Raw genomic sequence first — 22,105 nt, 5'->3', positions numbered from 1 at the left:
TCGTCGAACATCCTATGCTGAATCGTGTAGCATAAGGTGGGAGGTAAAACCATGCTAGTTTTCGAGTTTAAAGCATACGGAAAATCGAATCAGTTTACTGCCGTAGACCAAGCAATTCGTACCGCAAAATTCGTCCGCAATAGCTGTATAAGGTATTGGATGGATAACAAAAAAGTCGGTAAATACGACTTGAATAAATACTGCGCTGTACTGGCTCGTGATTTTCCCTTTGCTGACGAACTCAACTCAATGGCTAGACAAGCTAGCGCAGAACGAGCATGGTCTTCTATCTCCAGATTCTACGATAACTGCAAGAAGGGTATTGCTGGCAAAAAAGGGTATCCACAATTTCAGAAAGATTGTCGCTCTGTTGAGTATAAATCAACTGGATGGAAACTTGCCGCCGATCGGAAATCAATCAATTTTACCGACAAAAAAGCAATTGGTCGATTAAAACTGAAAGGCACACGCGACTTACACTTCTACCAAATCAGCCAAATAAAAAGGGTGAGACTGGTAAAACGTGCTGATGGTGTGTACGTTCAATTCTGTGTGGATGTCGATAGAAAAGAAAGCACAGAGCCTTCTGGTAACACTATCGGATTAGACGTGGGACTGAAAGAGTATTACACCGATTCAAACGGAACTACGGTGGAAAACCCTAGATTCCTGAGAAAAGGTGAAAAAGTTCTTAAGCGTTCAGCACGTCGTGTCTCCAGGAAAGTAAGAGGTTCACAGAATAGGGCCAAAGCTAGGCAGATTTTAGGCAAACGCCATCTCAAAATAAGTAGGCAGCGTAAAGACCATGCAATAAAACTTGCACGGTGCGTAATCTCATCAAACGATGTAGTCGCTTACGAAGATTTGAGAATAAAAAACATGGTGAAGAATCATTGTTTAGCTAAGTCCATTAATGACGCATCTTGGTATCAATTCCGTGTAGGGCTTGAATACTTCGCAAAAGTATTTGAAAAGATTACGGTTGCGGTAAACCCGCAATATACCAGCCAAGAATGCTCTAGCTGCGGTTTAATTGTAAAGAAAACGCTATCTACTAGAACGCACGTCTGTAAATGTGGGTGTGTAATGGATAGAGATGAAAACGCCGCTAGGAATATCCTTAATCGAGGATTGGGTACGGTAGGGCATACCGGAACTTTTGCGCTTGACGCAAGCAACGCTTTAGGAGAATCAATCTCTACTTTGGCTGGAGAAATCCTGCCTCAGCAAATTGGCTCGTAGATTAAAGAATCACCGTGCGTTTACGCCGGGGAGTGTCAAAGCTTGGGCTATACAAATGAGGTTAAAATCGGCATGAGTGGCGGCCCGATTTTTAATGCCAAAGGTTTCTTGGTTAAGATTAACGGTAGGGGCAAGTATCGAGATCCAAATTTTGGCGTCTATGCTTTTGAAGATGGAAGTGAACAAACAGCGGAATTATTGGAGAAAATGGTTAAATCCAGTTGGGGAATTCCGATCGGTATATATTTGCAGTTCGCCTCGTCTTATCTAGGGAGTTATCGATGAATGTGTGGAGTTTGCGGTTTGACGCGCTGACAATCATCTTGACAGGTGCATTAACGGTGACGGCGGTTGTCAGCCAACAATATGCTGCCTGTGCCAAAACAGCCGAAGAAATTGCCCAGCTAGCGATGTTCACAACTGTGGAAGTCAACAACACGCTGAGTTTTTTTGGTAGTGGATCGGGAGTAATTATTGCCAAACAGGGTAATATTTACACTGTTCTGACAGCTAATCATGTGGTGGCAAGCCTCGCTCAAAAATATAGCATTCGCACTCATTTAGAGAAGGATTATGCTGCGATTAGAATACAGCGCCTACCAAAAAATGACCGCGATATAGACTTGGCTTTGATACAGTTTCAGAGCCGAGAACAGTATCCAGTAGCACCAATGGGCCAGTCAGAACGTGCTGTTGTCGGTTCTGCTATTTACGTTTCTGGCTATCCGCTGCCAATTTCGGGATTTGAACGAAAACTTGAGTTTACTGCTGGTATCATCTCTTCTCGCTTGGGCAGCGCCTCATCAGGTTATAGTCTGCGCTACCAAGCTGTAACCAGGCGCGGGATGAGCGGCGGGCCTGTATTTGATGCTGATGGCAGGGTGGTAGGAATTCACGGCCAGGGGGATACTGTTGGCACAATTAGGAGTCAGTGGAACGGTCAGATTGAAGAGATAAAAACGGGGTTGAACGCGGCAATCCCGATCGATGCTTTTAGGGAGTTGCTTTCAGAAAATAACCGTAACGGCTTTGATATCCTCAGCAATCTTGCTATGAGCAGCGCCTTCGATCAAAACCAACCGAATCTGGGTTATGGAGGATTTGTGTGCGATACCTCAACGGGCGAGCCGGTGACTGTGTATCAAAATCCGCAAGGGTTCAGGGAGCCTTGGATTCGCTGGAATTCTCATTTCTTTTCTAGTTCGGGCTACGATCCTCTAACTCGCTGCCGACAAGTGACTCAGCGCCTTGAGAATTATAACCGAAATAAACAGCTAAATTATGTGACTGTGGGTATTGTAAATAACCAGAAAGCGATTTGCACGACTAGCCGCGTTAATGGGCCTTGCGAAGGTTTGATCTACACGCTGCGCCGCGATCAAGATCCGATTCCTGCACTGAGCAGTTTCTTTGTTTGGCTGGGGAATCAAAAGGCTGTGCCTTCTCTTTCTGAAAGCAGCACTGTGCTTTATATCGATGTTCGGGAACGGTTGGAACAATTTTAGATTGGCGATTTGAGATTTTAGATGGATTAGTAATGGGTAAACACAGAACCCCGACTTTTTTAATCAGTCGGCGTTCTCAAACAACTACTTATTAGCTTAAAAATACAGATATTTTACTTATTTATCACTGACATAATAGAACTCATGATTTTTTGGAACACGGAAGCTATAAAATTACTCTTACATTAATCCAATTCAAATTTTTCCGGTATCAAGCATGACAGCAACTACCCCGCAGGCAACGTCAACAACGCCCGCTTTTTGCGAAGGCATTCAATATTTTTCTGAAACAGTCCCTGGTTTTGAGACTTATGGAAAAGCACCTGCGATCGCCGATGGGAGCAAGTCGATCGCCGATCCTGCCGATCCCGCAGCCGTCTTTCAAACGATGCTGGGAGCAGACGCCCTGCGCTACCTGACGCTGCAAGTCACCGCCAGCAAGGCATCGGGACATCCGGGGGGTTTTGCTAGCCAAGCTGAGGCTTATGCCGCTTTGGTGATGCTCGGACACAAGAACATTGTCACCGAAGTCGGCCATCACGCCCCCGGCTTTTACAGTGCCATGTTTCTCGATCGATCTTTGGAGGATATGGGAATTGTTAACGTGCAGCAAATGCGCGATAAATTCCGAGAAAAAGACGGTTTGTTAGGACATCTTTCCGGTTTCATTCCCGGCCTTTTAGCACCGGCCGGCCCCCTCGGACAAGGGCAGCATTTCGCAATGGCTGGAGCGCTTTTGCACCCCGAAAAACTGTTTGCTTTCACAATAGGCGACGGCGGTATGGGCGAACCCTATCCGATGAGCAGCATGGCGCATTTCCACACTGCTTATCCCAGCGTTACTAACTTTTTGCCCGTGTTGGTTTGGAACGGATATTCTCAGGAACATCACAGCATGGTTTCGACTAAAACTAATGCTGAAATGATTGCTTATTGGCAAGGCAACGGTTTTGAAGAAGTTATCTTAGTTGATGCTAAGGAATTTGACGATAAAAATCAACCGGAAGATTATGTTGACAGCACTGCTTTTTCGCTCGAACACCGCATGGCATTTACAAAAGCTGTTTTAGAAGGAGTTGACAAAGCGGCAAAATCTGCTCTCGGCGGCAAATTAACTGCGTTTATTATCAAACAGTTGAAAGGTGCCGGCGTCCACGCGCGCGGAGCAAAATCTCACAACCTTTATCCGAAAGATACGCTGGATGCTCCGCACATTATCAGTGCTTTAAAAGAGCGCGCTTTGACTGCTGCTGCTTGGGAGTTGGTGCGGACAAATGCTGAACGTGCGGGCGGCGGGCCGGCGGCAAAAACAGTTGTTACTGAGTTTACATTGCCGCTGCCAGATTTAGGCGAATTGCCTTTAGAAGAATTTGCAGTTGGGGGAGAACCGAAGATTTCGACAACAGCAATGGGACGTTTGGTAGGGAAAGTCGGCGAGCGCGATCGTACTTTTATTGTGACTAATGCTGACGGCAATGAAGCATCGGCAATTGCCAATATCAACCAAGCTCTCAAAATTATTCACCCCACGACAGATGACCTGTACAATCAATCGCCAAACGGTCAAGTTTACGAACCTTTGAGCGAAGATGCTTGCGCCGGTTTAGCCGCAGGTTTATCGCTATTCGGAGCGCGGAGTTTGTGGTGCTCCTACGAATCTTTTGCCATCAACGGTTTACCAATTTGGCAAACTGTCACCCAAGCAATGGCAGAATTGCGCCGTCCAACTCCGGCAACTGTCACCTTATTTACAGCGGGTGCATTGGAACAAGGCCGCAACGGTTGGACGCACCAGCGGCCGGAAATAGAGGCTTATTTTGCTGCGATGATGCGGAACGGAAATGTGTTTCCTTTGTTCCCACCGGATGCTAACAGCATTCAAGCTTGTTACGAGTGGGCTTTGACTGCTAAGAATAAGGGAGTTGTGATTACTGCAAGCAAGTCGCCGCTGCCAATTCGCACTACTTTTGAACAGACTCGCCAAGCTTTGCAAGACGGTGCAATAGTCCTGCACGAAATAGCAGGAGATAAGACAGTTGTGTTTGCAGTTGTCGGCGACATGACGTTAATGCCAGTGTTTGAAGCGGCGGCATTTTTGGAAACAGAAGGCATTGGAGTGCGGATTGTTTCTGTTGTGAATCCCCGGCGTTTGTACCGCCCAACAGATGTTGCTTGGGATACTTGTTCCGAAGCTGACGGCGGCTTTTTGAGCGATGAGAAATTTGCCGAATTGTTTGGCGGAGATGCCTTGATTGGCGTGACAGGCGGTGCTTCTGGGATGTTGGAACCTGTGATGCTCCGCAGCAATTGCAAGCGTGATACTTTCGCTTGGAAGCGGGGGGAAACTACTGCTAGTGCTGGCCAGTTGATGGCGTTTAACGGGTTGACTGCTGAGGCGTTGACTAAAAGGGCGATCGAGCTAGTTCATTAAGTTAGAATGTGAGTGAATGCCCCTGCCTGGTTTTGGCTAGGTAGGGGCTAGTAATATTTAAAATAGGATGGTGATACCTGTGACTGCACAACTTTTAGAAGAAATAGGTACGCTTGCAGAACAGCGATTGATTCTCCCCGGTTATTATACTTGGGAGCAATTTGAGGCGATCGAATCTTTGATGGCTGACTCTCCGGGTTTGCGGATAACTTATCTTGATGGGTGGATCGAGTTTATGACTGTGGGCGAAGCACATGAAAGCTTTAAAAAAGCGATCGCTATATTACTGGAAGCATACTTTTTTGAACTCGGAATAGAATTTTTTCCTGTAGGGATTGCAACTCGCAGAGACCGGGCAAGAGATGTATCATTTGAACCTGACGAGTCTTATTATATAGGTTCAAGAAAAGAGCATCCCGATTTAGCCGTGGAAGTAACGATTACTAGCGGGAGTACAAATAAACTCGCTAAATATCTGCGACTTCGCATTCCTGAAGTCTGGTTTTGGGAAAATAATCAGTTGGCTGTCTATCGGCTGCGCCAGGATGATTACGAGCAAATTTCCAGAAGTGAGTTTTTGCCGGAGTTGGATTTAGCATTGTTAGTACGCTGCGTTTTAATGCCTTCAATAATTGAGGCCAGGAGAGAGTTTCTTAATGGGGTTCGGCAAGTGGGTTGAATGCTGAGGAGTTGGTAAAAAGTGCGATCGACCTGATTGGTTAAGTTATAATGCGAGAATCTCCCAGTTTTTAGCCGGGAGAATTTCTACTTTTTCCTAACTTCTAACTATACAATCATGACAGCAAAAGTTTTAGAAGAAATAGTTACGCTTGCGGAACAGCGATTGGTTCTCCCTGGTTATTATACTTGGGATCACTTTGAGGCGATCGAATCTTTAATGGCAGATTCTTCTGGTTTGCGGATAACTTATCTTGATGGGTGGATCGAGTTTATGACAATGGGCGAAGAACATGAGACAATCAGTTGTCTTCTTAACTTTTTGCTACAACTCTACTTTTGTGAAATGGGAATTGAATATATTCCTGTAGGTAGTGCGACTCGCAGAAACCGGGCAAGAGATGTATCATTTGAACCTGACGAGTCTTATTATATAGGTTCAAGAAAAGAGCATCCCGATTTAGCCGTGGAAGTAACGATTACTAGCGGTAGCACAAATAAACTATCTAAATATCTGCGACTTGGCATTCCAGAAGTCTGGTTTTGGGAAAATAATCAGTTGGTTGTCTATCGGCTGCGCCAGGATGATTACGAGCAAGTTTCAAGAAGTGAGTTTTTGCCGGAGTTGGATTTAGCATTGCTGGTGCGCTGCGTTTTAATGCCTTCAAGGATTGAGGCCAGGACGGAGTTTCTTAATGGGGTTCGGCAAGTGGGTTGAATGCTGAGGAGTTGGTAAAAAGTGCGATCGTCTATGAGGGCTTCGCTAACGGCTTGATTGGTTAAGCTAAAATGTGACAGACAACCACTGGCTCTCACAAACAACCTGTGCGCGATCGGCTCCAACGATTTGTTAGACTTGTATGTGTAAAGTTACTAAATTATTCCTATCTCTCTTCCTTCATCTGCGTGAATTAGCGTCAATCCATTGTCATCTGCGGTTCATAAATTCTCTTTGTTTAACCGCAGATGAGGGCAGATTAACACAGATTAACGCAGATAGATTATCTCAAGTCCGGTTGCACCATCCGTGATTTTTTGCTATTGACTAGATTTGACGGCCGACGATACTACCGGATTTGATATGATAGGATTCTAGAGCTATACGTGCAGCTTTAACCTAATGCTGAGGGGGCAATTTATTCTGAAGTTTTTCCTGGTTGGCTGTTAAATAAGTTTGCTTTGTTAGCTGGGAATGTAGCGAGAGTGCTAGAGGTTGTGCTGCGACGGTACATCAATATTGTGTGAAATATCTATCTTAATTTTATTGCTTTTTTTCCCCGCACGCCATCAACCAAAAACTCATCATCGATCGATCGCCCGCAGCTACAAACTCATCCCGCGAAACCAGATAGCTGGCTATTTCCGACTCTGAAATCAACCCCTGTTTGACCATCTGCAAAATGGGGCCGGAGTCAAGCAAAGGTTGAAACGCCTCTATTCCGATGATATCGCTGTGGCTGACAACGGCTTCTAAATCAACGCTAACAAACCCAGCTTCTTGGAGAATGCGGCACAGCTTTCTCCCGGTGGATAAATCGCCGCCCCGCGATGCCATTACCTGCTTGAATTTCTCCCTGACAATCTCGACTGACAAAGGTGGATTTGTCAGCCAAAACAGATCCGCATCGCTATCGATAATCACCAGTTTGCCGCCCGGTTTCAAGATGCGGAATATTTCTCTAGCTGCTGCGACGGGTTCGGGAAGGTGAACGAACAGCAAACGGGCGATCGCAAAATCGAAAGTGTTAGCCGCCAAACCAGTATCCGCAACCGATGCTTGGATGCGATCTACTCGATCGCCCCCTTTGTCCTGCAAATACGCTACTGCTTTTTCGTGCAGTACCGGGTCAATTTCTAACGCTGTTACCGAACTGTTTGGCAGCAATTCTAACAGTTTTTCGGTAAAAAATCCCGGCCCGCTACCCGCTTCCAAAACATTCATCCCGTCGGCTAAACCAAACCACTTTAAAGTGCGCGCTTCCTTTTCCCAACTGAGGAGAACTTGAGCTTTTAACCGTTGAATTTCTCCCTCAAATTCTAGATTGTACGTGCTGGCTTGATACGAACCTTCTGCTTGCATGAAATTATCCTTCTTCTTGCTCGGATACCAGGATCATAAGAGAAATACAATCAAATCTCCGCTCGAGTTATCTGTGCGTAATATCGTTTCCGGTGGCATCGGAATGATTTAACCACAGAGGACGCAGAGAACGCAGAGTTCGAGAAGAGAGAGATGAATAATTCCAATGAAGTGCGGATTTTGGAACACAATCATCAGAACTGCGCTTTAGCGCAATTCTCGTTGCCGACCTCCACAACCACAGTTGGCGGACAGATGCAGGACGGAAACCCGGTAATTCCTCTATTGTAAGAAGATGACGGATTACCTAAACTAAAGACGCTGATTTTCCCGCATCCCTTACTATTTTTATTTTATGCACTATGGCCAAAACTCTAGCTCAACCGCAGAAACGAACATTTTTAGTTGTGGATGACCATGCGATGGTGTTAGGTGGCACGCTTAACATTCTGAAGCAAGAATATCCAGAGGCAGACATTCTGACGGCTCCGACGGCTCAGGCAGCCCTTGAGCAAATAGCGCAGATGACCCCGGATTTGGTGATTGTGGATCTGGTGATGCCAGAGACGATCGGCGAAATAGCGCAAGCGAATTCAGGGCTTCAACTCCTCAAAACGTTGATGGAGAAGTATCCGAGTCTGAATATTGTGGTGCAGAGTGCCCATGTTCGGACTTTAGTTTGGCTGAAACCGTCGATCGACAATCACATGGGCGGCTTCACAGTTGTCGATAAGAGCCAGCCGATGAAAGACTTGCTGGCAATGGTTGATTGGGCGCTGCACGAGCGGATTTATACACCCAGAGAGATCCGCAATGGGCTGCAACTCAAACCCGCCTGGATGCAGGTTTTGCAATTTGCTTTTCACGAGAGCTTGCAGGATACTGCGATCGCCAAACGGATGAATGTTTCTGAACGCACCGTGCAGTATTACTGGACTAAAATTCGAGATGTGCTAGAGGTGTATCCTGATGATGATAAGAATCTGCGGATTCAAACGGAAGTTCGAGCTAGAGAAGAAGGACTGATCGATTAGTGAAGCGCGATCGATGGCAAGCAGTGAAAGCGGGTGTCACGACTTGGGGACGAGGAGGGCTTCCAGGGGTGATGGTGATTGTCGCTGTGACGATCGCTCGATTGACCGGTGCGCTTCAGTTTTGGGAGTTGGTGACGCTCGATCGATTTCTGCGGCTGCGTCCCCCTGAACCAATGGATCAACGGATTGTAATCGTAAGTATCACCGAGGAAGATATTCAACGCGCCAGAACTTATCCGATTCCCGATCGCGAAATTGCCGATTTGCTTAAACGGTTGCAGACTTATCAACCGATCGCGATCGGGCTGGATATTGTCCGCGATATTCCGGTTGAACCGGGTAATGCTGAACTGACATCGGTGTTTCGCAGCAGCAAGAATGCGATCGGAGTGGAGATTGCCCTGCCCGATCGCAGTGGCTTTACCGTCGCACCTCCGCCCGCGCTGCCATCGGAACAGGTTGGCTTTGCAGATGCCGTTCTCGATGCGGATGGCTACCAGCGCCGGGGTTTATTGGGCGCTCACAATCCCCAGCAGGAATACCGTTTTTCGTTGGCAATCCGGCTGGCAGAACGCTATTTAGCAGCCCGAGGAATTGAGTTGGGTAATGGAATTCGCGACCCAGAGGCGAAGCGCTTTGGCAGCATAGAATTGACCAGAGTGCAGTCAAACTCTGGCGGATATGTGGGGGCGGATGCTGGCGGCAACCAAGTTTTGCTGAATGTTCGCAGCGGGACAATGCCGTTTCGCGTGCTTTCTCTCTCGCAAATCAAATCGGGACAGGTCAACCCGGATTGGATTCGAGGCAAAATTGTGCTGATTGGGATGATGTCTTTTAGCGCGAAGGATCTGGCAAGTTCGGGCGCGATCGCAGGCATCAATCCCGGACAGATTTACGGAGTGGAAATGCAGGCACACGCCACCAGTCAGATCGTTAGCGCGGTGCTCGATGGGCGATCGTTGCTTCGGGTTTGGGCAGACGCATGGGAATATCTCTGGATTGTGGCATGGGGAGTTTTGGGGATAAGTCTGGGACGGTTTTTGCGATCGCCCTGGAAAATTTTGATCGGGCTCTTAATCGCTAGTATTAGCCCGATCGCGCTCTGTTACTGGCTCATTCTTTTGGGATGGTGGGTGCCAATCGTACCTGTATTGCTCGTACTCGTGTTGAATGGGGCTGGGTTGACGGCAGCGTTATTTTATCGCCACGAACAGGAACTCCGACTGCGGTTGGAGGAACGTCAATTTGCGATCGAGCAGACCTTTAACGCGATTCATAGCGGGCCCTTACAAACATTGGTGGCGATTTTGAGAAGCGCTCAGGAACCAGCAACACCGCCGCCATTTCTACCGGAGTTGCAACGCCTGAATCAAGAATTACGGGCAGTTTACGGATCGGTGCAGCGAGATGCGATCGCGGATGAACCGCATCTTCGCATGGGAAGCGCGATCGAATTGGCCCTGCAGGCTCCACTGCATGAATTGCTCTACAAGGTCTATTGCAACACGCTAGAACAAGAACTGCCTTACCTCAAAACGCTCAAATTCAAAATTGTGCAGTTCGATGCCTTGAACACCTCGCATCTGCGGTTGGAACACAAGCGAGGACTCTGCCGCTTTCTGGAAGAAGCGCTCTGCAATGTCGGCAAACACGCGATCGAAGCCACTCGCTTGACCGTTATTTGCACTCAAGAAGGCGATCGGCAGGTGATTCGGGTGGCGGATAATGGCAGGGGGAACCCGTCTGACGCAGAAGCGCTGAGTTCCGGTGAAACGAACTGGGACAGGGAGACAACTCAATATCTAAACTCTCAACTCCAACCTTCAGGATTAGGAACGCAATTGGCAAACAATTTAGCCAAACAATTAGGGGGAACATTTCGGCGCTACCCAAATGTACCGAGGGGGACAGTGTGCGAGTTAACTTGGTCAGCCAAACGGCGCTGGTTCTGGTAATTAGTTCCTCAGAGTTAGCATCCGAATTATTCATCTCTCTCTTCTCTTCCTCTGTGTTCTCTGCGTTCTCTGCGGTTAAATCATTCCGATCCAACTGGAATTGATATCACACTTGCTATATCTTTGCGCTTTCCCGCAAACGAAGCTTGTGGGCAGTCCTCTATTCTGTTTGTGTATTGTTGATTACTGTAGAAATAGTTACAGAGGGAATTGCGATGATGACTCACGGATTGAAGCGTCGAACCATTTACTCTGCGGGCATTGCGAGTTTAATGCTGAGTGTTTCGATCTGGATCGCTCCTGTAGCGCTGGCAAAATATACTCCCCCTAAAAAGCCTTCTGCGCCGAAACAAACGAGCCCGAATACCACTCGCGGCGGCAGTTGCGAAGCTAATTCAGCGGCGGGATTGACTGTCTTGGTGCCGTTTAGCCATGTGGGAGAGACGATTTCTCAGCATCCGACCTTTACCTGGTTTGTACCCGATCGCACTCCTCATCCCCTGCAATTCCGCCTGTTCAGCTCTACGGGACAAGCACTCTACAGAACCCAGATGCAGAGTCAGCCTGGAATTATGCAGTTTTCGCTCCCGCCAAATCTGCCCCAACTGTCGATCGGGCAATCCTATAAGTGGCAAGTGGTGTTGGTGTGCGATCGGAATGTACCTTCGCGGAATGTGGTGGCGGCGGCAGAAATCCAAGTAGTTCAGCCTGCGGAGTCGTTGCAGACTCAACTTGCAGCGGCGCAAACTCCCCAACAGCGGATCGATCTGTATGCCCAGGCCGGGCTCTGGTATGACGCGATCGCCGAAGCGCGCAAAGCCTCTGAGACTTCTCAAAACCAAGCGGCTGTGCTGGAATTGCTAGATGCTCTCGCTAGTTCCGAAGCCGAACCGCTAAAGGAATGGAGCGATCGATTGCGACAAATTAGGGCGATCGAACAACAACGTCAAGAACAGCGCCAACCTCCTCAACCCAAACCCTAAAATCCCATGAAGCCTGACTCGTTAAAACTGCTCAAGTCCAGTAATTGTAAGGTGCGATCGCGCTTTCTCTTTCCCCTAGCCTTTTGCCTTTTGTCTGTTGGCTTTGATATTCCTCCCCAGTTCTCACTCCCGGCTAGTGCTCAGGCGATCGAGGCGAGTGAAGCAGAGGGCGATCGGCTGATACAGCAGGGGCTTCAACAGTATCAGACTAGCCAATTAAGAGCAGCGCTGAATTCCTGGCAACAGGCACTCCAAATTTATCGCGCCCTCAAAAACCGCCAAGGGGAAGGTGCAGCACTAGGCAATTTGGGAGCCGCTTACGACTCTCTAGGCAACTATGCTAAAGCGATCGAGTATTCACAGCAATATTTAGCGATCGCCCGCTCCATTCAAGACCGCCTTGGGGAAGCTACAGCACTGGGCAATTTGGGAGCTGCTTACATCGATCTGGGCGACTCGACCAAAGCCATTGAGTATACACAGCAGAGTTTAGCCATCGCCCGCGAAATTAAAAACCGTCAAGGGGAAGGTGCAGCACTGGGCAATTTGGGAGCTGCTTACATCGATCTGGGCGACTCGGCCAAAGCGATCGAGTATGCACAGCAACAGTTAGTCATCGCCCGCGAAATTAAAAACCGTCGAGAGGAAGGTGGAGCACTGGGCAATTTGGGAATCGCTTACCGCTCTCTAGGCGACTCGGCCAAAGCGATCGAGTATTCACAGCAACATTTAGCGATCGCCCGCTCCATTCAAGACCGCCAAAGTGAAGGTACAGCACTGGGCAATTTGGGAGCTGCTTACATCGATCTGGGCGACTCGGCCAAAGCGATTGAGTATTCACAGCAACATTTAGCACTCGCCCGCTCCATTAAAGACCGCAATGGGGAAGGTGCGGCACTGGGCATTTTGGGAGCTGCTTACATCGATCTGGGCGACTCGGCCAAAGCCATTGAGTATTCACAGCAGTGGTTAGCCATCGCCCGCTCCATTAAAGACCGCAATGGAGAAGGTGGGGCACTGGGGAATTTGGGAGCCGCTTACTTCTATCTGGGCGACTCGACCAAAGCGATTGAGTATGCACAGCAGAGTTTAGCCATCGCCCGCTCCATTAAAGACCGCAAGGGGGAAGGTGCGGCACTGGGCATTTTGGGAGTCGCTTACGGCTCTCTGGGCGACTCGGCCAAAAGGATTGAGTATGCACAGCAACATTTAGCACTCGCCCGCTCCATTAAAAACCGCAATGGGGAAGGTACGGCACTGGGGAATTTGGGAGCCGCTTACTTCTATCTGGGCGACTCGGCCAAAGGGATTGAGTATGCACAGCAGAGTTTAGCCATCGCCCGCTCCATTAAAGACCGCCTTGGGGAAGGTGCGGCACTGGGCATTTTGGGAAACGCTTACCAATCTCTAGGCGACTCGGCCAAAGCGATCGAGTATACACAGCAACGTTTAGCCATCGCCCGCTCCATTAAAGACCGCCTTGGGGAAGGTACGGCACTGGGCAATTTGGGAAATACTTACCACTCTCTAGGCGATTATGCCAAAGCGATCGAGTATAGGCAGCAACAGTTAACCATCGCCCGCTCCATTAAAGACCGCCTTGGGGAAGGTACGGCACTGGGCAATTTGGGAAATACTTACCACTCTCTAGGCGATTATGCCAAAGCGATCGAGTATGCACAGCAGACTTTAGCGATCGCCCGCTCCATTAAAGACCGCCTTGGGGAAGGTACGGCACTGGGGAATTTGGGAATCGCTTACAACTCTCTAGGCGATTATGCCAAAGCGATCGAGTATGCACAGCAGACTTTAGCGATCGCCCGCTCCATTAAAAACCGCCTTGGGGAAGGTACGGCATTGGGGAATTTGGGAATCGCTTACAACTCTCTAGGCGACTCGGCCAAAGGGATTGAGTATGGGCAGCAGAGTTTAGCGATCGCCCGCTCCATTAAAGACCGCGACATGGAAGGTACGGCACTGGGGAATTTGGGAATCGCTTACAACTCTCTAGGCGACTCGGCCAAAGGGATTGAGTATGGGCAGCAGAGTTTAGCGATCGCCCGCTCCATTAAAGACCGCGATGGAGAAGGTAGGGCACTGGTCAATTTGGGAGCCGCTTACCTCGATCTGGGCAACTATGCCAAAGCGATTGAGTATGCACAGGAGACTTTAGCGATCGCCCGCTCCATTAAAGACCGCCGAGTAGAAGGTGCAGCACTGGGCAATTTGGGAGGTGCTTACCTCAATTTGGGCAACTATGCCAAAGCGATTGAGTATGGACAGCAGTGGTTAGCTATAGCACGCGAAATTCAAGACCGCCTTGGAGAAGGTATGGCACTCAACAACCTCGGAGTGGCCCTATTGAAAGCTGGCAACCCAACAGAAGCTGAAAAAATGCTCGTGAATGGGATTCAAGTTTGGGAATCGATGCGGCAAATGCTCGGCTCCAACGACGCGAATAAAGTCTCCATCTTTGAAGGACAAGCTCGCACCTATCGGACTTTACAACAAGTCCGGGTGGCTCAGAATAACCCGATCGCCGCTTTAGAAATTGCCGAACGGGGACGTGCCCGTGCCTTTGTCGATCTCCTGACACAACGCTTATCAACTGGTGATGCCAATTCGGTCATCCCCCCTGCTCCCAACCAGGAGCAAATCCGCCAAATTGCCAAAGCGCAGAATGCCACTTTGGTTCAGTATTCGATCGTCTACGAAGAGTTTCAGATTCAGGGCAAACAAGAAGGGCGTGAATCCGCGCTCTACATCTGGGTGATTCAACCCACAGGCGAAATCACCTTCCGCCAGGTAGACCTCAAACCCCTCTGGCAAAAGTACAAAGTCTCCCTCGCCAACCCAGTCATTTGCACACAAGAATCCTTGGATATCCGCAGTCGCAGCAGCACGGGCTTGACCGAATGCCCAACCGACTTACCCACCCTGCATCAACTGCTGATCGATCCCATTGCCAGTCTCCTCCCCAATGATCCTAATGCCCATGTCATTTTCATTCCCCAAGGTTCCCTGTTCCAGGTACCCTTCCCTGCACTCCAAGATGCTAACGGTACTTACTTAATCCAGAAACATACGATTCGGACTGCCCCTTCGATTCAAGTATTGGATTTGACAAGACAGCAACGGCAGAAGTTAGTACAGAAGCCAGTCAACAGCAGCAGGGCTCTAGTCTTGGGCAATCCCACGATGCCGAGTGTGTCTCTCTCTCCGGGAGAACCCAAACAGCAATTGTCTCCTCTACCTGGAGCCGAAGCCGAAGCAAGAGCGATCGCCCCTCTGCTCAATACTCAAGCGATCTTAGGCGCACAAGGAACAAAAGCTGCGATCGTCCAAAAAATGCCTCAAGCATCAATTATTCACCTCGCAACGCATGGATTGCTCGATGATGTAAACGGATTGGGAAGTGCGATCGCCCTGGCTCCCTCTGGCACCGATGACGGCTTATTGACCGCAGCAGAAATTTTCGACATGAAACTGCAAGCAAACTTAGTTGTTTTGAGTGCTTGCAACACTGGAGAAGGCAAAATAACTGGGGATGGCGTGATTGGTTTGTCGCGCGCTTTGATTTCGGCAGGAGTACCGAGTGTAATTGTTTCTTTATGGGCGGTTCCCGATGCGCCGACATCCGAATTGATGCGATCGTTTTATCGAAATTTGCACAATAATCCCGACAAAGCACAGGCATTGCGACAGGCAATGTTAACCACGATGAAAAACCAAAACCATTCCAATCCGCGAAATTGGGCGGCATTTACGTTGATTGGGGAAGCAGAGTAAGTTTTTATGAAGGGCGATCGCTCTTGGATTAGGGTTAGTTTGTGCGTTGCAGTAGAGTTGGGCGATCGTAGTATTTTCGTAAAAAAACTCGTTTCTCGGCCCCATGTAATTTTATTTCTATCCCCGTAGGGACAAGGCATTGCCGTGTCCCTACAATAAAGCCGTGTCCCTACAATAAAGTTAATCAGGCGGCAAGATATTTTTGGATTAGTTGCACTTTCCCGCAATCAACATTGCACCCCTCTCTTCATCAGGTCTGTGGGTAGAACGAGTGAAATTCCCATCAGGGTTGCTTAAGATTTAAGTAATGAAAGACTCGAATTAAAAAATAGTTTGGCACTACATAAATTCAGTCTTCTGTTTACTAAAAGTCGCTGTTCATTGCAGATATTTGCAAGGTAAAGCCGATGAAAAAACAAAAATCAATTCTGCCAACCAAAGCAAAATGGGTCTCTAAAGTCATTGGATTTTCACTGTTGAGTGTTCCACTCATGTCCAATCTTACCCATGCACAATCCGGACCGCCTACCCCTCAAATTGGATTCAGATTTCAACAATCTGAGGAATTTAATATGGGTGTAATCACTACATCTGTCACTCAATACAATGACTCCGGCGGGTGTCAGTCCTACTCTACCACAGAAGAAATTGGTGGACAAGCAGTATTCATTTCTAGCACGATTCCGCCTGCTCCAGGGTTGCGCGTTGCGATCCGAAATGTCACCCCTAGAATTGACCAAAACCCTTCTCCCTATACCGATCGTGAATACGACAAAGCTCCCAATTCGGACGGATTTAAAGTGTCTCTTGGCACAATTCATAGCGGTAGATATTTAGCGGTGCAACCCGGAGAAAACCACTTTTACTATGAGATAAAAAGCGGTAACACCATCATTGAATCTGGTACTTTCAACGTCAGAATTGACCAAAAAACTCAAAATATTGTTCGCGGAAGTGATAAGGAATGTCAAAGAGAAAATGCCTGGCCGATGGAAGATACCCGGCCGAGGGAAAATGCCTGGCCGATGGAAGATACCTGGCCGAGGGAATTTGATCCGCTGAGAGAAAATTACCTGATGAGGGAATATCACCGACAGAAGGAGAAGCCAAGAAGAAGGCGTTGATTAATAAATCTTTTTAACTCATGAAAGGAGTTGAAATTAAATGAATCGATCAACGCCCAAAAAACACAACAGCAACATCAATAATTGGTTGGAAAAGATATTCTTTTTCATACTCTTGCCTGGTTTTTTCTGGTCATTAGCTGGATGGATGTATGTGACGATTCCCGATCGCTATCGAACCGAAGTGGACTTTCGAGCTAGAGCAGTTAGAACTGACGGCCTCGTCACTAAAAAAAATAAAAAAACAACTTGTTATGGAGGATACGGTTGTTCTTCTAGTTGTGACGTAACCGTGAAATTTCAGACCAACCGGAGAAGAACCATTGTGTTTTCCAACAGTTGCACGTCTGCGAATGAAAATCAAACAGTTCCAGTATTGTATGACCCAAACTCTTCCCCCGTCAAAGCTCGGATTGATATAGGGGATAGTCCTGAAAGTCGAAGAATAAACGATTTTATCTGGTCTTTCATTCTTTTCCTTTTTGGACTCGGTTCACTCATTACTGACTTTTCAATCTATAGAAAAAAGCACACACAGGATTGAAGGGTTGATTGCTTTGTCAATTCAGATGTATTTCACGCACCGTTTCCTCGCCCAGGTGCTGTCTAGTTTCGCAGGAACAGTCTTGGACGCACTCCGACTCCTCGAAACCGGTTTTTACGAAAATATTTGGTTGCGACCCGCAGATTCGCTAAAAAACCCGGTTTCTGACCACCCGTGCGATCGTCCTAATGAATAAATTTTGTAATTTGGAGCAACTTCCATGAAAAATGATTTTGCAGATATAACCTTGTCTACTTCCCTCGCTCAAAACAATCTTCTTCTCGACAGCAACAGCGCTAGCCCGATCGCATTCCCGAATAATCTGAACAATCAGATTCAAGGATTCAACCACTTAAACGATGCGATCGACCGACAAGGCGGCGACGATCGCATGGCTGGACAGGACTGTGATGACATCGTGCGCGGCACTACTGGCAACGATACACTCTGGGGCAACGCTGGCAAGGATATACTCTTGGGCTATGCTGGCAAGGATATACTCTTGGGCAACGGTGACAGCGATACACTTTGGGGTAATGCTGACAACGATACACTCTGGGGCGGTGCGGGGCGAGATGTTTTAATCGGTGGGAGCGATCGCGATATCTTTGCGCTGAAACCACAGGAAGGAACTGATACGATTGTTGACTTCAACCTGAGTGAGCGCGATCGGATCGGTTTAGCTGGAGGGTTAACTTTTGATGAGTTGACCATTTCTCAGGGCACAGGGGACAATCGCAACGATACATTAATCAGCACCGAGACCGGTGAGCTACTGGCAATTCTGAACAACACCCCTGCAAGCACGATCGGCAATGCAGCCTTTCTCACCTTGGGGAATCGAGGATTAGTAACCAGCCAGGGCGATCGGGCAATGCGATCGGATGTCGCGCGCGATGGTTTTCGGGTAGACGGCACGGGCATCAAAATCGGGGTTTTATCTAATAATTTCAACAGGCTGGGTGGCGCGGCCCAAGACATTGCAAGCGGTGACTTGCCCGTAAAAGGCAAGCTGTTGGCAGAAGATTTGGGAAATAACTTTTTTACGCCGACCGATGAAGGCAGAGCCATGCTGCAACTTATTCACGATGTTGCTCCAGGAGCCGATTTGTTGTTTCATACAGGCTATGCCAGCGGTCAGTTTAACAGCCAGCTAGAATTCTACAAAGCAAGTGAAAAGGCTATGGCTGATGGTATTCGCGCATTGGCAGCTCAAGGAGCGCAAATCATTGTAGACGACCTGCGCTTCCCATCTCAACCGATGTTCCAAGATGGCATCATTGCCCAAGCGATCGATGAGGTCGTCAAAAAGGGTGTTTCCTACTTTACTACTGCGGGTAACTCTGCTCGCGATAGCTATCAAAGTGATTTCAAGTCGGCTGGGTTCTTCGCGAATTATGGAGAACTTCATGACTTCGATCCAGGAACTGGGGTCGATTTCTATCAAAGCATCACACTGGCGAAAAACGATTCCCTCACGCTCTCATTCCAATGGGACTCGCCCCTCGATCGTTCAACCAACGACCTCGATATTTACCTGGTTGACAATACAAAACAAAAAATCTTAGCTAGCAGCAAACTGTCAAATGTGGGAGGAGATCCGATCGAGAATTTCACATTCCGCAATGATGGTTCGTTTGGCTCCGATCAGTTCAATCTCATGATTGCCAAGCGATCGGGTTCTGCTCCCGGTTTGATGAAGTACGTGGCGAGTGGTTCCTCTACCTTCAAAATCAACAATTACAACACCCATAGTTCAACTATATATGGCAACGCAAATGCCAGAGGAGTTGCAGCAGTCGGAGCCGCCCCTTACTTTGGCACTCCTGCTTACGGTGTAAATCCGGCAAGATTAGAAGACTTTTCTTCGGCTGGCGGGACTCCGATTCTGTTTGACGAGAGGGGTAATCGTTTACCCAAACCTGAGTTTCGCCCGCAGCCGAAGTTTGTCGGGCCTGACAACACCAATACGACGTTCTTTGGCACAGACATTCCTCAAGATGCTGACGGTTTCCCCAACTTTCGGGGCACATCGGCAGCGGCTCCTCATGTAGCGGCAGTTGCGGCTTTGATGCTGCAAGCAAATCCCCGCTTAAGTCCTGCGGAAATTAATCGAGCACTAGAGCAGACGGCTCTGGAGATGGACGATCCAAACACGCCCGGTTTTGATGTTGGATTTGACTATGCTAGTGGATCTGGTTTGATTCAAGCCGATCGCGCGATCGCTAAAATTGTCGTCTAATTCAGATTAGAGTCCCCATTCCCAGCCGCGAGATCGGGGAGACAGAGTAAGCTTCTATGAAAGTCGATCGCCTGTGGCAGATTGAGGCGATCGCACGACGACGGCAGAAAGGGCGATCGGGCTAATTCTCTAAATTCCAACTCTAGAATCCTATGCTGTATTCCCCATTTAAGCGACTCAAATCGACCCACTCTAGGCTCACTCATGTTTTCCTAGCTTCCATTTCCCTGTTCTTGCTTGCTACTATCCCGCTATTAACTACTCCTGACTCTCTCTTCCCAGCGATCGCTCAAACTACTGATGCTCGTCAAGCAGAGGCCGATCGGCTTGTGGAGCAGGGAATTCAACAGTATAAGACTAGCCAATTCCCAGCAGCGCTGAATTCCTGGCAACAGGCACTGCAAATTTATCGCATTATCAAAAACCGTTACGGGGAGGGCTGGGCGCTGGGCAATTTGGGAGCCGCTTACAACTCTCTGGATAACTATGCCAAAGCCATTGATTATGGACAGCAACAGTTAGTCATCGCCCGCTCCATTAAAGACCGCGAAGGGGAAGTTGCGGCACTGAACAATTTGGGACTCGCTTACCGCTCTTTAGGCAACGATGCCAAAGCCATTGAGTATGGACAGCAACAGTTAGTCATCGCCCGCTCCATTAAAGACCGGAACGGGGAGGGTGCAGCACTGGGCAATTTGGGACTCGCCTACTACTCTCTAGGCGACTATCCCAAAGCTACTGAGTATATGCAGCAGTGGTTAGCGATCGCCCGCTCCATTAAAGACCGTCAAGGGGAAGGTCTGGCACTGGGTAATTTGGGACTCGCTTACGGCTCTCTGGGCAACGATGCCAAAGCCATTGAGTATATGCAGCAGAGTTTAGCGATCGCCCGCTCCATTAAAGACCGCGAAGGGGAGGGTGCAGCACTGGGCAATTTGGGCGCCACTTACCACCGTCTAGGCAACTATGCCAAAGCCATTGAGTATGGGCAGCAACAGTTAGTCATCGCCCGCTCCATTAAAGACCGTGACGGGGAGGGTTGGGCGCTCAACAACCTCGGAGTGGCGTTCTTAAGGGTTGGCAACCCAACAGAAGCTGAAAAAATGCTCGTCAATGCGATTCAAGTTTGGGAATTGATGCGTCAACTGCTCGGCTCCAACGATGCGAATAAAGTCTCCATCTTTGAAGGACAAGCTGGCACCTATCATACTTTACAACAAGTCCGGGTAGCTCAGAATAACCCGATCGCGGCGTTAGAAATTGCCGAACGAGGACGTGCTCGTGCCTTTGTCGATCTACTCACACAACGCTTATCAACGGGTGATGCCAATCCGGTCATTACCGCTGCTCCCTCTGGCGAGCAAATTCGCCAAATCGCCAAAGCACAGAACGCCACTTTGGTGCAGTATTCCATAATCTACGACAACTTTCAGATTCAGGGAAAAAGCGAACCGCGAGAATCCGCGCTCTACATCTGGGTAATTCAACCTACGGGTGAAATTACCTTCCGCCAGGTAGACCTCCAACCCCTCTGGCAGCAGCACAAAGCCTCTCTAGCCAGCTCGATCGTTGGCAATCAAGAATTCCTGGCTGTTCGCAGTCGCAGCAGCGCTGGTTTTGCCCAACCCCAACCCAACTTACCGACACTGCATCAACTGCTGATCGACCCAATTGAAACGCTTTTGCCAAAAGATCCCAATGCTCATGTCATTTTTATTCCCCAAGCTTCCCTGTTCCAAGTACCTTTCCCCGCCCTGCAAGATGCCAGCGGCACTTACTTAATCCAAAAACACACGATTCTCACCGCCCCTTCGATTCAAGTATTGGATTTGACAAGACAGCAACGGCAGAAGTTAGTACAGAAGCCAGTCAACAGCAGTAACGCTCTAGTTTTGGGCAATCCCACGATGCCGAGTGTGTCTCTCTCTCCGGGAGAACCCAAACAGCAATTGTCTCCTCTACCTGGAGCAAAAGCGGAAGCTAGAGCGATCGCGCCTCTGCTCAACACCCAAGCCATTACGGGCGCACAAGGGACAAAAGCAGCGATCGTCCAAAAAATGCCCCAAGCATCAATTATTCACCTGGCAACGCATGGATTGCTTGATGATGTAAACGGATTGGGAAGTGCGATCGCTATGGCTCCTTCTGGCACCGACAACGGCTTATTGACTGCAGAAGAGATTTTTGACATGAAACTGCAAGCAAGCTTAGTCGTTTTGAGTGCCTGCAACACTGGAGAAGGCAGAATTACCGGGGATGGGGTGATTGGCTTGTCGCGCGCTTTGATTTCGGCAGGAGTGCCGAGTGTAATTGTTTCTTTATGGGCGGTTCCCGATGCGCCGACATCGGAATTGATGCAGTCGTTTTATCAAAACTTGCAAAATAATCCCGACAAAGCGCAGGCACTTCGGCAAGCAATGTTAGCCACGATGAAAACTCATCCTGGGCCGCGAAATTGGGCGGCATTTACTCTGATTGGGGAGGCAGAGTAAGGACGA

At 48.5% G+C, this 22,105-nt stretch carries 17 protein-coding genes; 15 read left to right on the top strand and 2 right to left on the bottom strand.

Translation table 11 applies throughout. The features are described 5' to 3' along the window. The first annotated feature begins 51 nt into the window (after window positions 1–51). The 6 genes from QUA80_RS10795 (at window position 52) to QUA80_RS10770 (ending at window position 6,574) form a co-directional block, all read left to right on the top strand. Window positions 52–1,242 (top strand): transposase, encoded by a 1,191-nt coding sequence (locus tag QUA80_RS10795; protein WP_333423977.1) that lies wholly within the window; start codon window positions 52–54, stop codon window positions 1,240–1,242. Between the two features lie 42 nt (window positions 1,243–1,284). Next, complete coding sequence (locus QUA80_RS10790; RefSeq protein ID WP_333423976.1) at window positions 1,285–1,527, top strand: hypothetical protein; 243 nt, start codon at window positions 1,285–1,287, stop codon at window positions 1,525–1,527. Then, window positions 1,524–2,747, top strand: coding sequence for a COP23 domain-containing protein (locus tag QUA80_RS10785; protein ID WP_333423974.1), 1,224 nt, complete (start codon window positions 1,524–1,526; stop codon window positions 2,745–2,747). Before QUA80_RS10790 ends, QUA80_RS10785 begins: the two co-directional genes overlap by 4 nt. 217 nt (window positions 2,748–2,964) lie before the next feature. Next, window positions 2,965–5,178 (top strand): phosphoketolase, encoded by a 2,214-nt coding sequence (locus QUA80_RS10780; protein WP_333423972.1) that lies wholly within the window; start codon window positions 2,965–2,967, stop codon window positions 5,176–5,178. A 79-nt stretch (window positions 5,179–5,257) separates the two neighbouring features. Next, entirely contained in the window at window positions 5,258–5,857 is a 600-nt protein-coding gene (locus tag QUA80_RS10775; RefSeq protein WP_333423971.1) for a Uma2 family endonuclease, read from the top strand. Between the two features lie 117 nt (window positions 5,858–5,974). Beyond that, entirely contained in the window at window positions 5,975–6,574 is a 600-nt protein-coding gene (locus QUA80_RS10770; protein WP_333423969.1) for a Uma2 family endonuclease, read from the top strand. Window positions 6,575–7,117: 543 nt separating this feature from the next. On the opposite strand, the gene QUA80_RS10765 is transcribed toward QUA80_RS10770, so the two are convergent. Beyond that, window positions 7,118–7,936: a methyltransferase domain-containing protein gene (locus QUA80_RS10765; protein ID WP_333423967.1), complete on the bottom strand. Its 819-nt coding sequence runs from the start codon at window positions 7,934–7,936 to the stop codon at window positions 7,118–7,120. Window positions 7,937–8,089: 153 nt separating this feature from the next. On the opposite strand from QUA80_RS10765, the gene QUA80_RS10760 reads away from it, so the two are divergent. The 8 genes from QUA80_RS10760 (at window position 8,090) to QUA80_RS10725 (ending at window position 19,607) form a co-directional block, all read left to right on the top strand. Beyond that, a complete protein-coding gene (locus tag QUA80_RS10760; RefSeq protein ID WP_333423965.1) occupies window positions 8,090–8,227 on the top strand; it encodes a hypothetical protein in 138 nt (45 codons plus the stop codon). 71 nt (window positions 8,228–8,298) lie between these two features. Continuing rightward, the gene (locus QUA80_RS10755) at window positions 8,299–8,970 is read left to right on the top strand and encodes a response regulator transcription factor (RefSeq protein ID WP_333423963.1); all 672 of its coding nucleotides are present in this window, start codon (window positions 8,299–8,301) and stop codon (window positions 8,968–8,970) included. After that, window positions 8,970–10,925, top strand: coding sequence for a CHASE2 domain-containing protein (locus QUA80_RS10750; protein WP_333423961.1), 1,956 nt, complete (start codon window positions 8,970–8,972; stop codon window positions 10,923–10,925). Before QUA80_RS10755 ends, QUA80_RS10750 begins: the two co-directional genes overlap by 1 nt. Window positions 10,926–11,104: 179 nt before the next feature. Further along, entirely contained in the window at window positions 11,105–11,908 is an 804-nt protein-coding gene (locus QUA80_RS10745; protein WP_333423959.1) for a DUF928 domain-containing protein, read from the top strand. 6 nt (window positions 11,909–11,914) lie between these two features. Further along, window positions 11,915–15,697 (top strand): tetratricopeptide repeat protein, encoded by a 3,783-nt coding sequence (locus QUA80_RS10740; RefSeq protein WP_333423958.1) that lies wholly within the window; start codon window positions 11,915–11,917, stop codon window positions 15,695–15,697. Window positions 15,698–16,104: 407 nt separating this feature from the next. Beyond that, window positions 16,105–16,821 (top strand): hypothetical protein, encoded by a 717-nt coding sequence (locus QUA80_RS10735; RefSeq protein ID WP_333423956.1) that lies wholly within the window; start codon window positions 16,105–16,107, stop codon window positions 16,819–16,821. 40 nt (window positions 16,822–16,861) lie between these two features. After that, entirely contained in the window at window positions 16,862–17,365 is a 504-nt protein-coding gene (locus QUA80_RS10730) for a DUF3592 domain-containing protein (RefSeq protein WP_333423954.1), read from the top strand. A gap of 220 nt (window positions 17,366–17,585) precedes the next feature. Further along, entirely contained in the window at window positions 17,586–19,607 is a 2,022-nt protein-coding gene (locus QUA80_RS10725; protein WP_333423952.1) for a S8 family serine peptidase, read from the top strand. Here the strand turns inward: QUA80_RS10725 and QUA80_RS10720 are convergent. Further along, window positions 19,604–19,813: a hypothetical protein gene (locus QUA80_RS10720; protein WP_333423951.1), complete on the bottom strand. Its 210-nt coding sequence runs from the start codon at window positions 19,811–19,813 to the stop codon at window positions 19,604–19,606. The two genes, QUA80_RS10725 and QUA80_RS10720, sit on opposite strands and share 4 nt — an antisense overlap. A gap of 27 nt (window positions 19,814–19,840) precedes the next feature. Between QUA80_RS10720 and QUA80_RS10715 the strand changes: the two genes are divergently transcribed. Continuing rightward, complete coding sequence (locus QUA80_RS10715) at window positions 19,841–22,099, top strand: CHAT domain-containing tetratricopeptide repeat protein (protein ID WP_333423949.1); 2,259 nt, start codon at window positions 19,841–19,843, stop codon at window positions 22,097–22,099. Window positions 22,100–22,105: the final 6 nt, after the last annotated feature.

Source organism: Microcoleus sp. F4-D5 (genome assembly GCF_036704885.1).
GTDB lineage: Bacteria > Cyanobacteriota > Cyanobacteriia > Cyanobacteriales > Microcoleaceae > Microcoleus.
This window is presented reverse-complemented; position numbering and strand designations above follow the sequence as displayed.

What these genes read in the sequence shown, in the direction of transcription:
- QUA80_RS10735 (WP_333423956.1), top strand. Translation starts at nt 16,105, where the DNA reads ATGAAAAAACAAAAATCAATTCTGCCAACCAAAGCAAAATGGGTCTCT.
- QUA80_RS10795 (WP_333423977.1), top strand. Translation starts at nt 52, where the DNA reads ATGCTAGTTTTCGAGTTTAAAGCATACGGAAAATCGAATCAGTTTACT.
- QUA80_RS10760 (WP_333423965.1), top strand. Translation starts at nt 8,090, where the DNA reads ATGAATAATTCCAATGAAGTGCGGATTTTGGAACACAATCATCAGAAC.
- QUA80_RS10785 (WP_333423974.1), top strand. Translation starts at nt 1,524, where the DNA reads ATGAATGTGTGGAGTTTGCGGTTTGACGCGCTGACAATCATCTTGACA.
- QUA80_RS10755 (WP_333423963.1), top strand. Translation starts at nt 8,299, where the DNA reads ATGGCCAAAACTCTAGCTCAACCGCAGAAACGAACATTTTTAGTTGTG.
- QUA80_RS10740 (WP_333423958.1), top strand. Translation starts at nt 11,915, where the DNA reads ATGAAGCCTGACTCGTTAAAACTGCTCAAGTCCAGTAATTGTAAGGTG.
- QUA80_RS10725 (WP_333423952.1), top strand. Translation starts at nt 17,586, where the DNA reads ATGAAAAATGATTTTGCAGATATAACCTTGTCTACTTCCCTCGCTCAA.
- QUA80_RS10770 (WP_333423969.1), top strand. Translation starts at nt 5,975, where the DNA reads ATGACAGCAAAAGTTTTAGAAGAAATAGTTACGCTTGCGGAACAGCGA.
- QUA80_RS10765 (WP_333423967.1), bottom strand. Translation starts at nt 7,936, where the DNA reads ATGCAAGCAGAAGGTTCGTATCAAGCCAGCACGTACAATCTAGAATTT.
- QUA80_RS10720 (WP_333423951.1), bottom strand. Translation starts at nt 19,813, where the DNA reads ATGAGTGAGCCTAGAGTGGGTCGATTTGAGTCGCTTAAATGGGGAATA.
- QUA80_RS10730 (WP_333423954.1), top strand. Translation starts at nt 16,862, where the DNA reads ATGAATCGATCAACGCCCAAAAAACACAACAGCAACATCAATAATTGG.
- QUA80_RS10780 (WP_333423972.1), top strand. Translation starts at nt 2,965, where the DNA reads ATGACAGCAACTACCCCGCAGGCAACGTCAACAACGCCCGCTTTTTGC.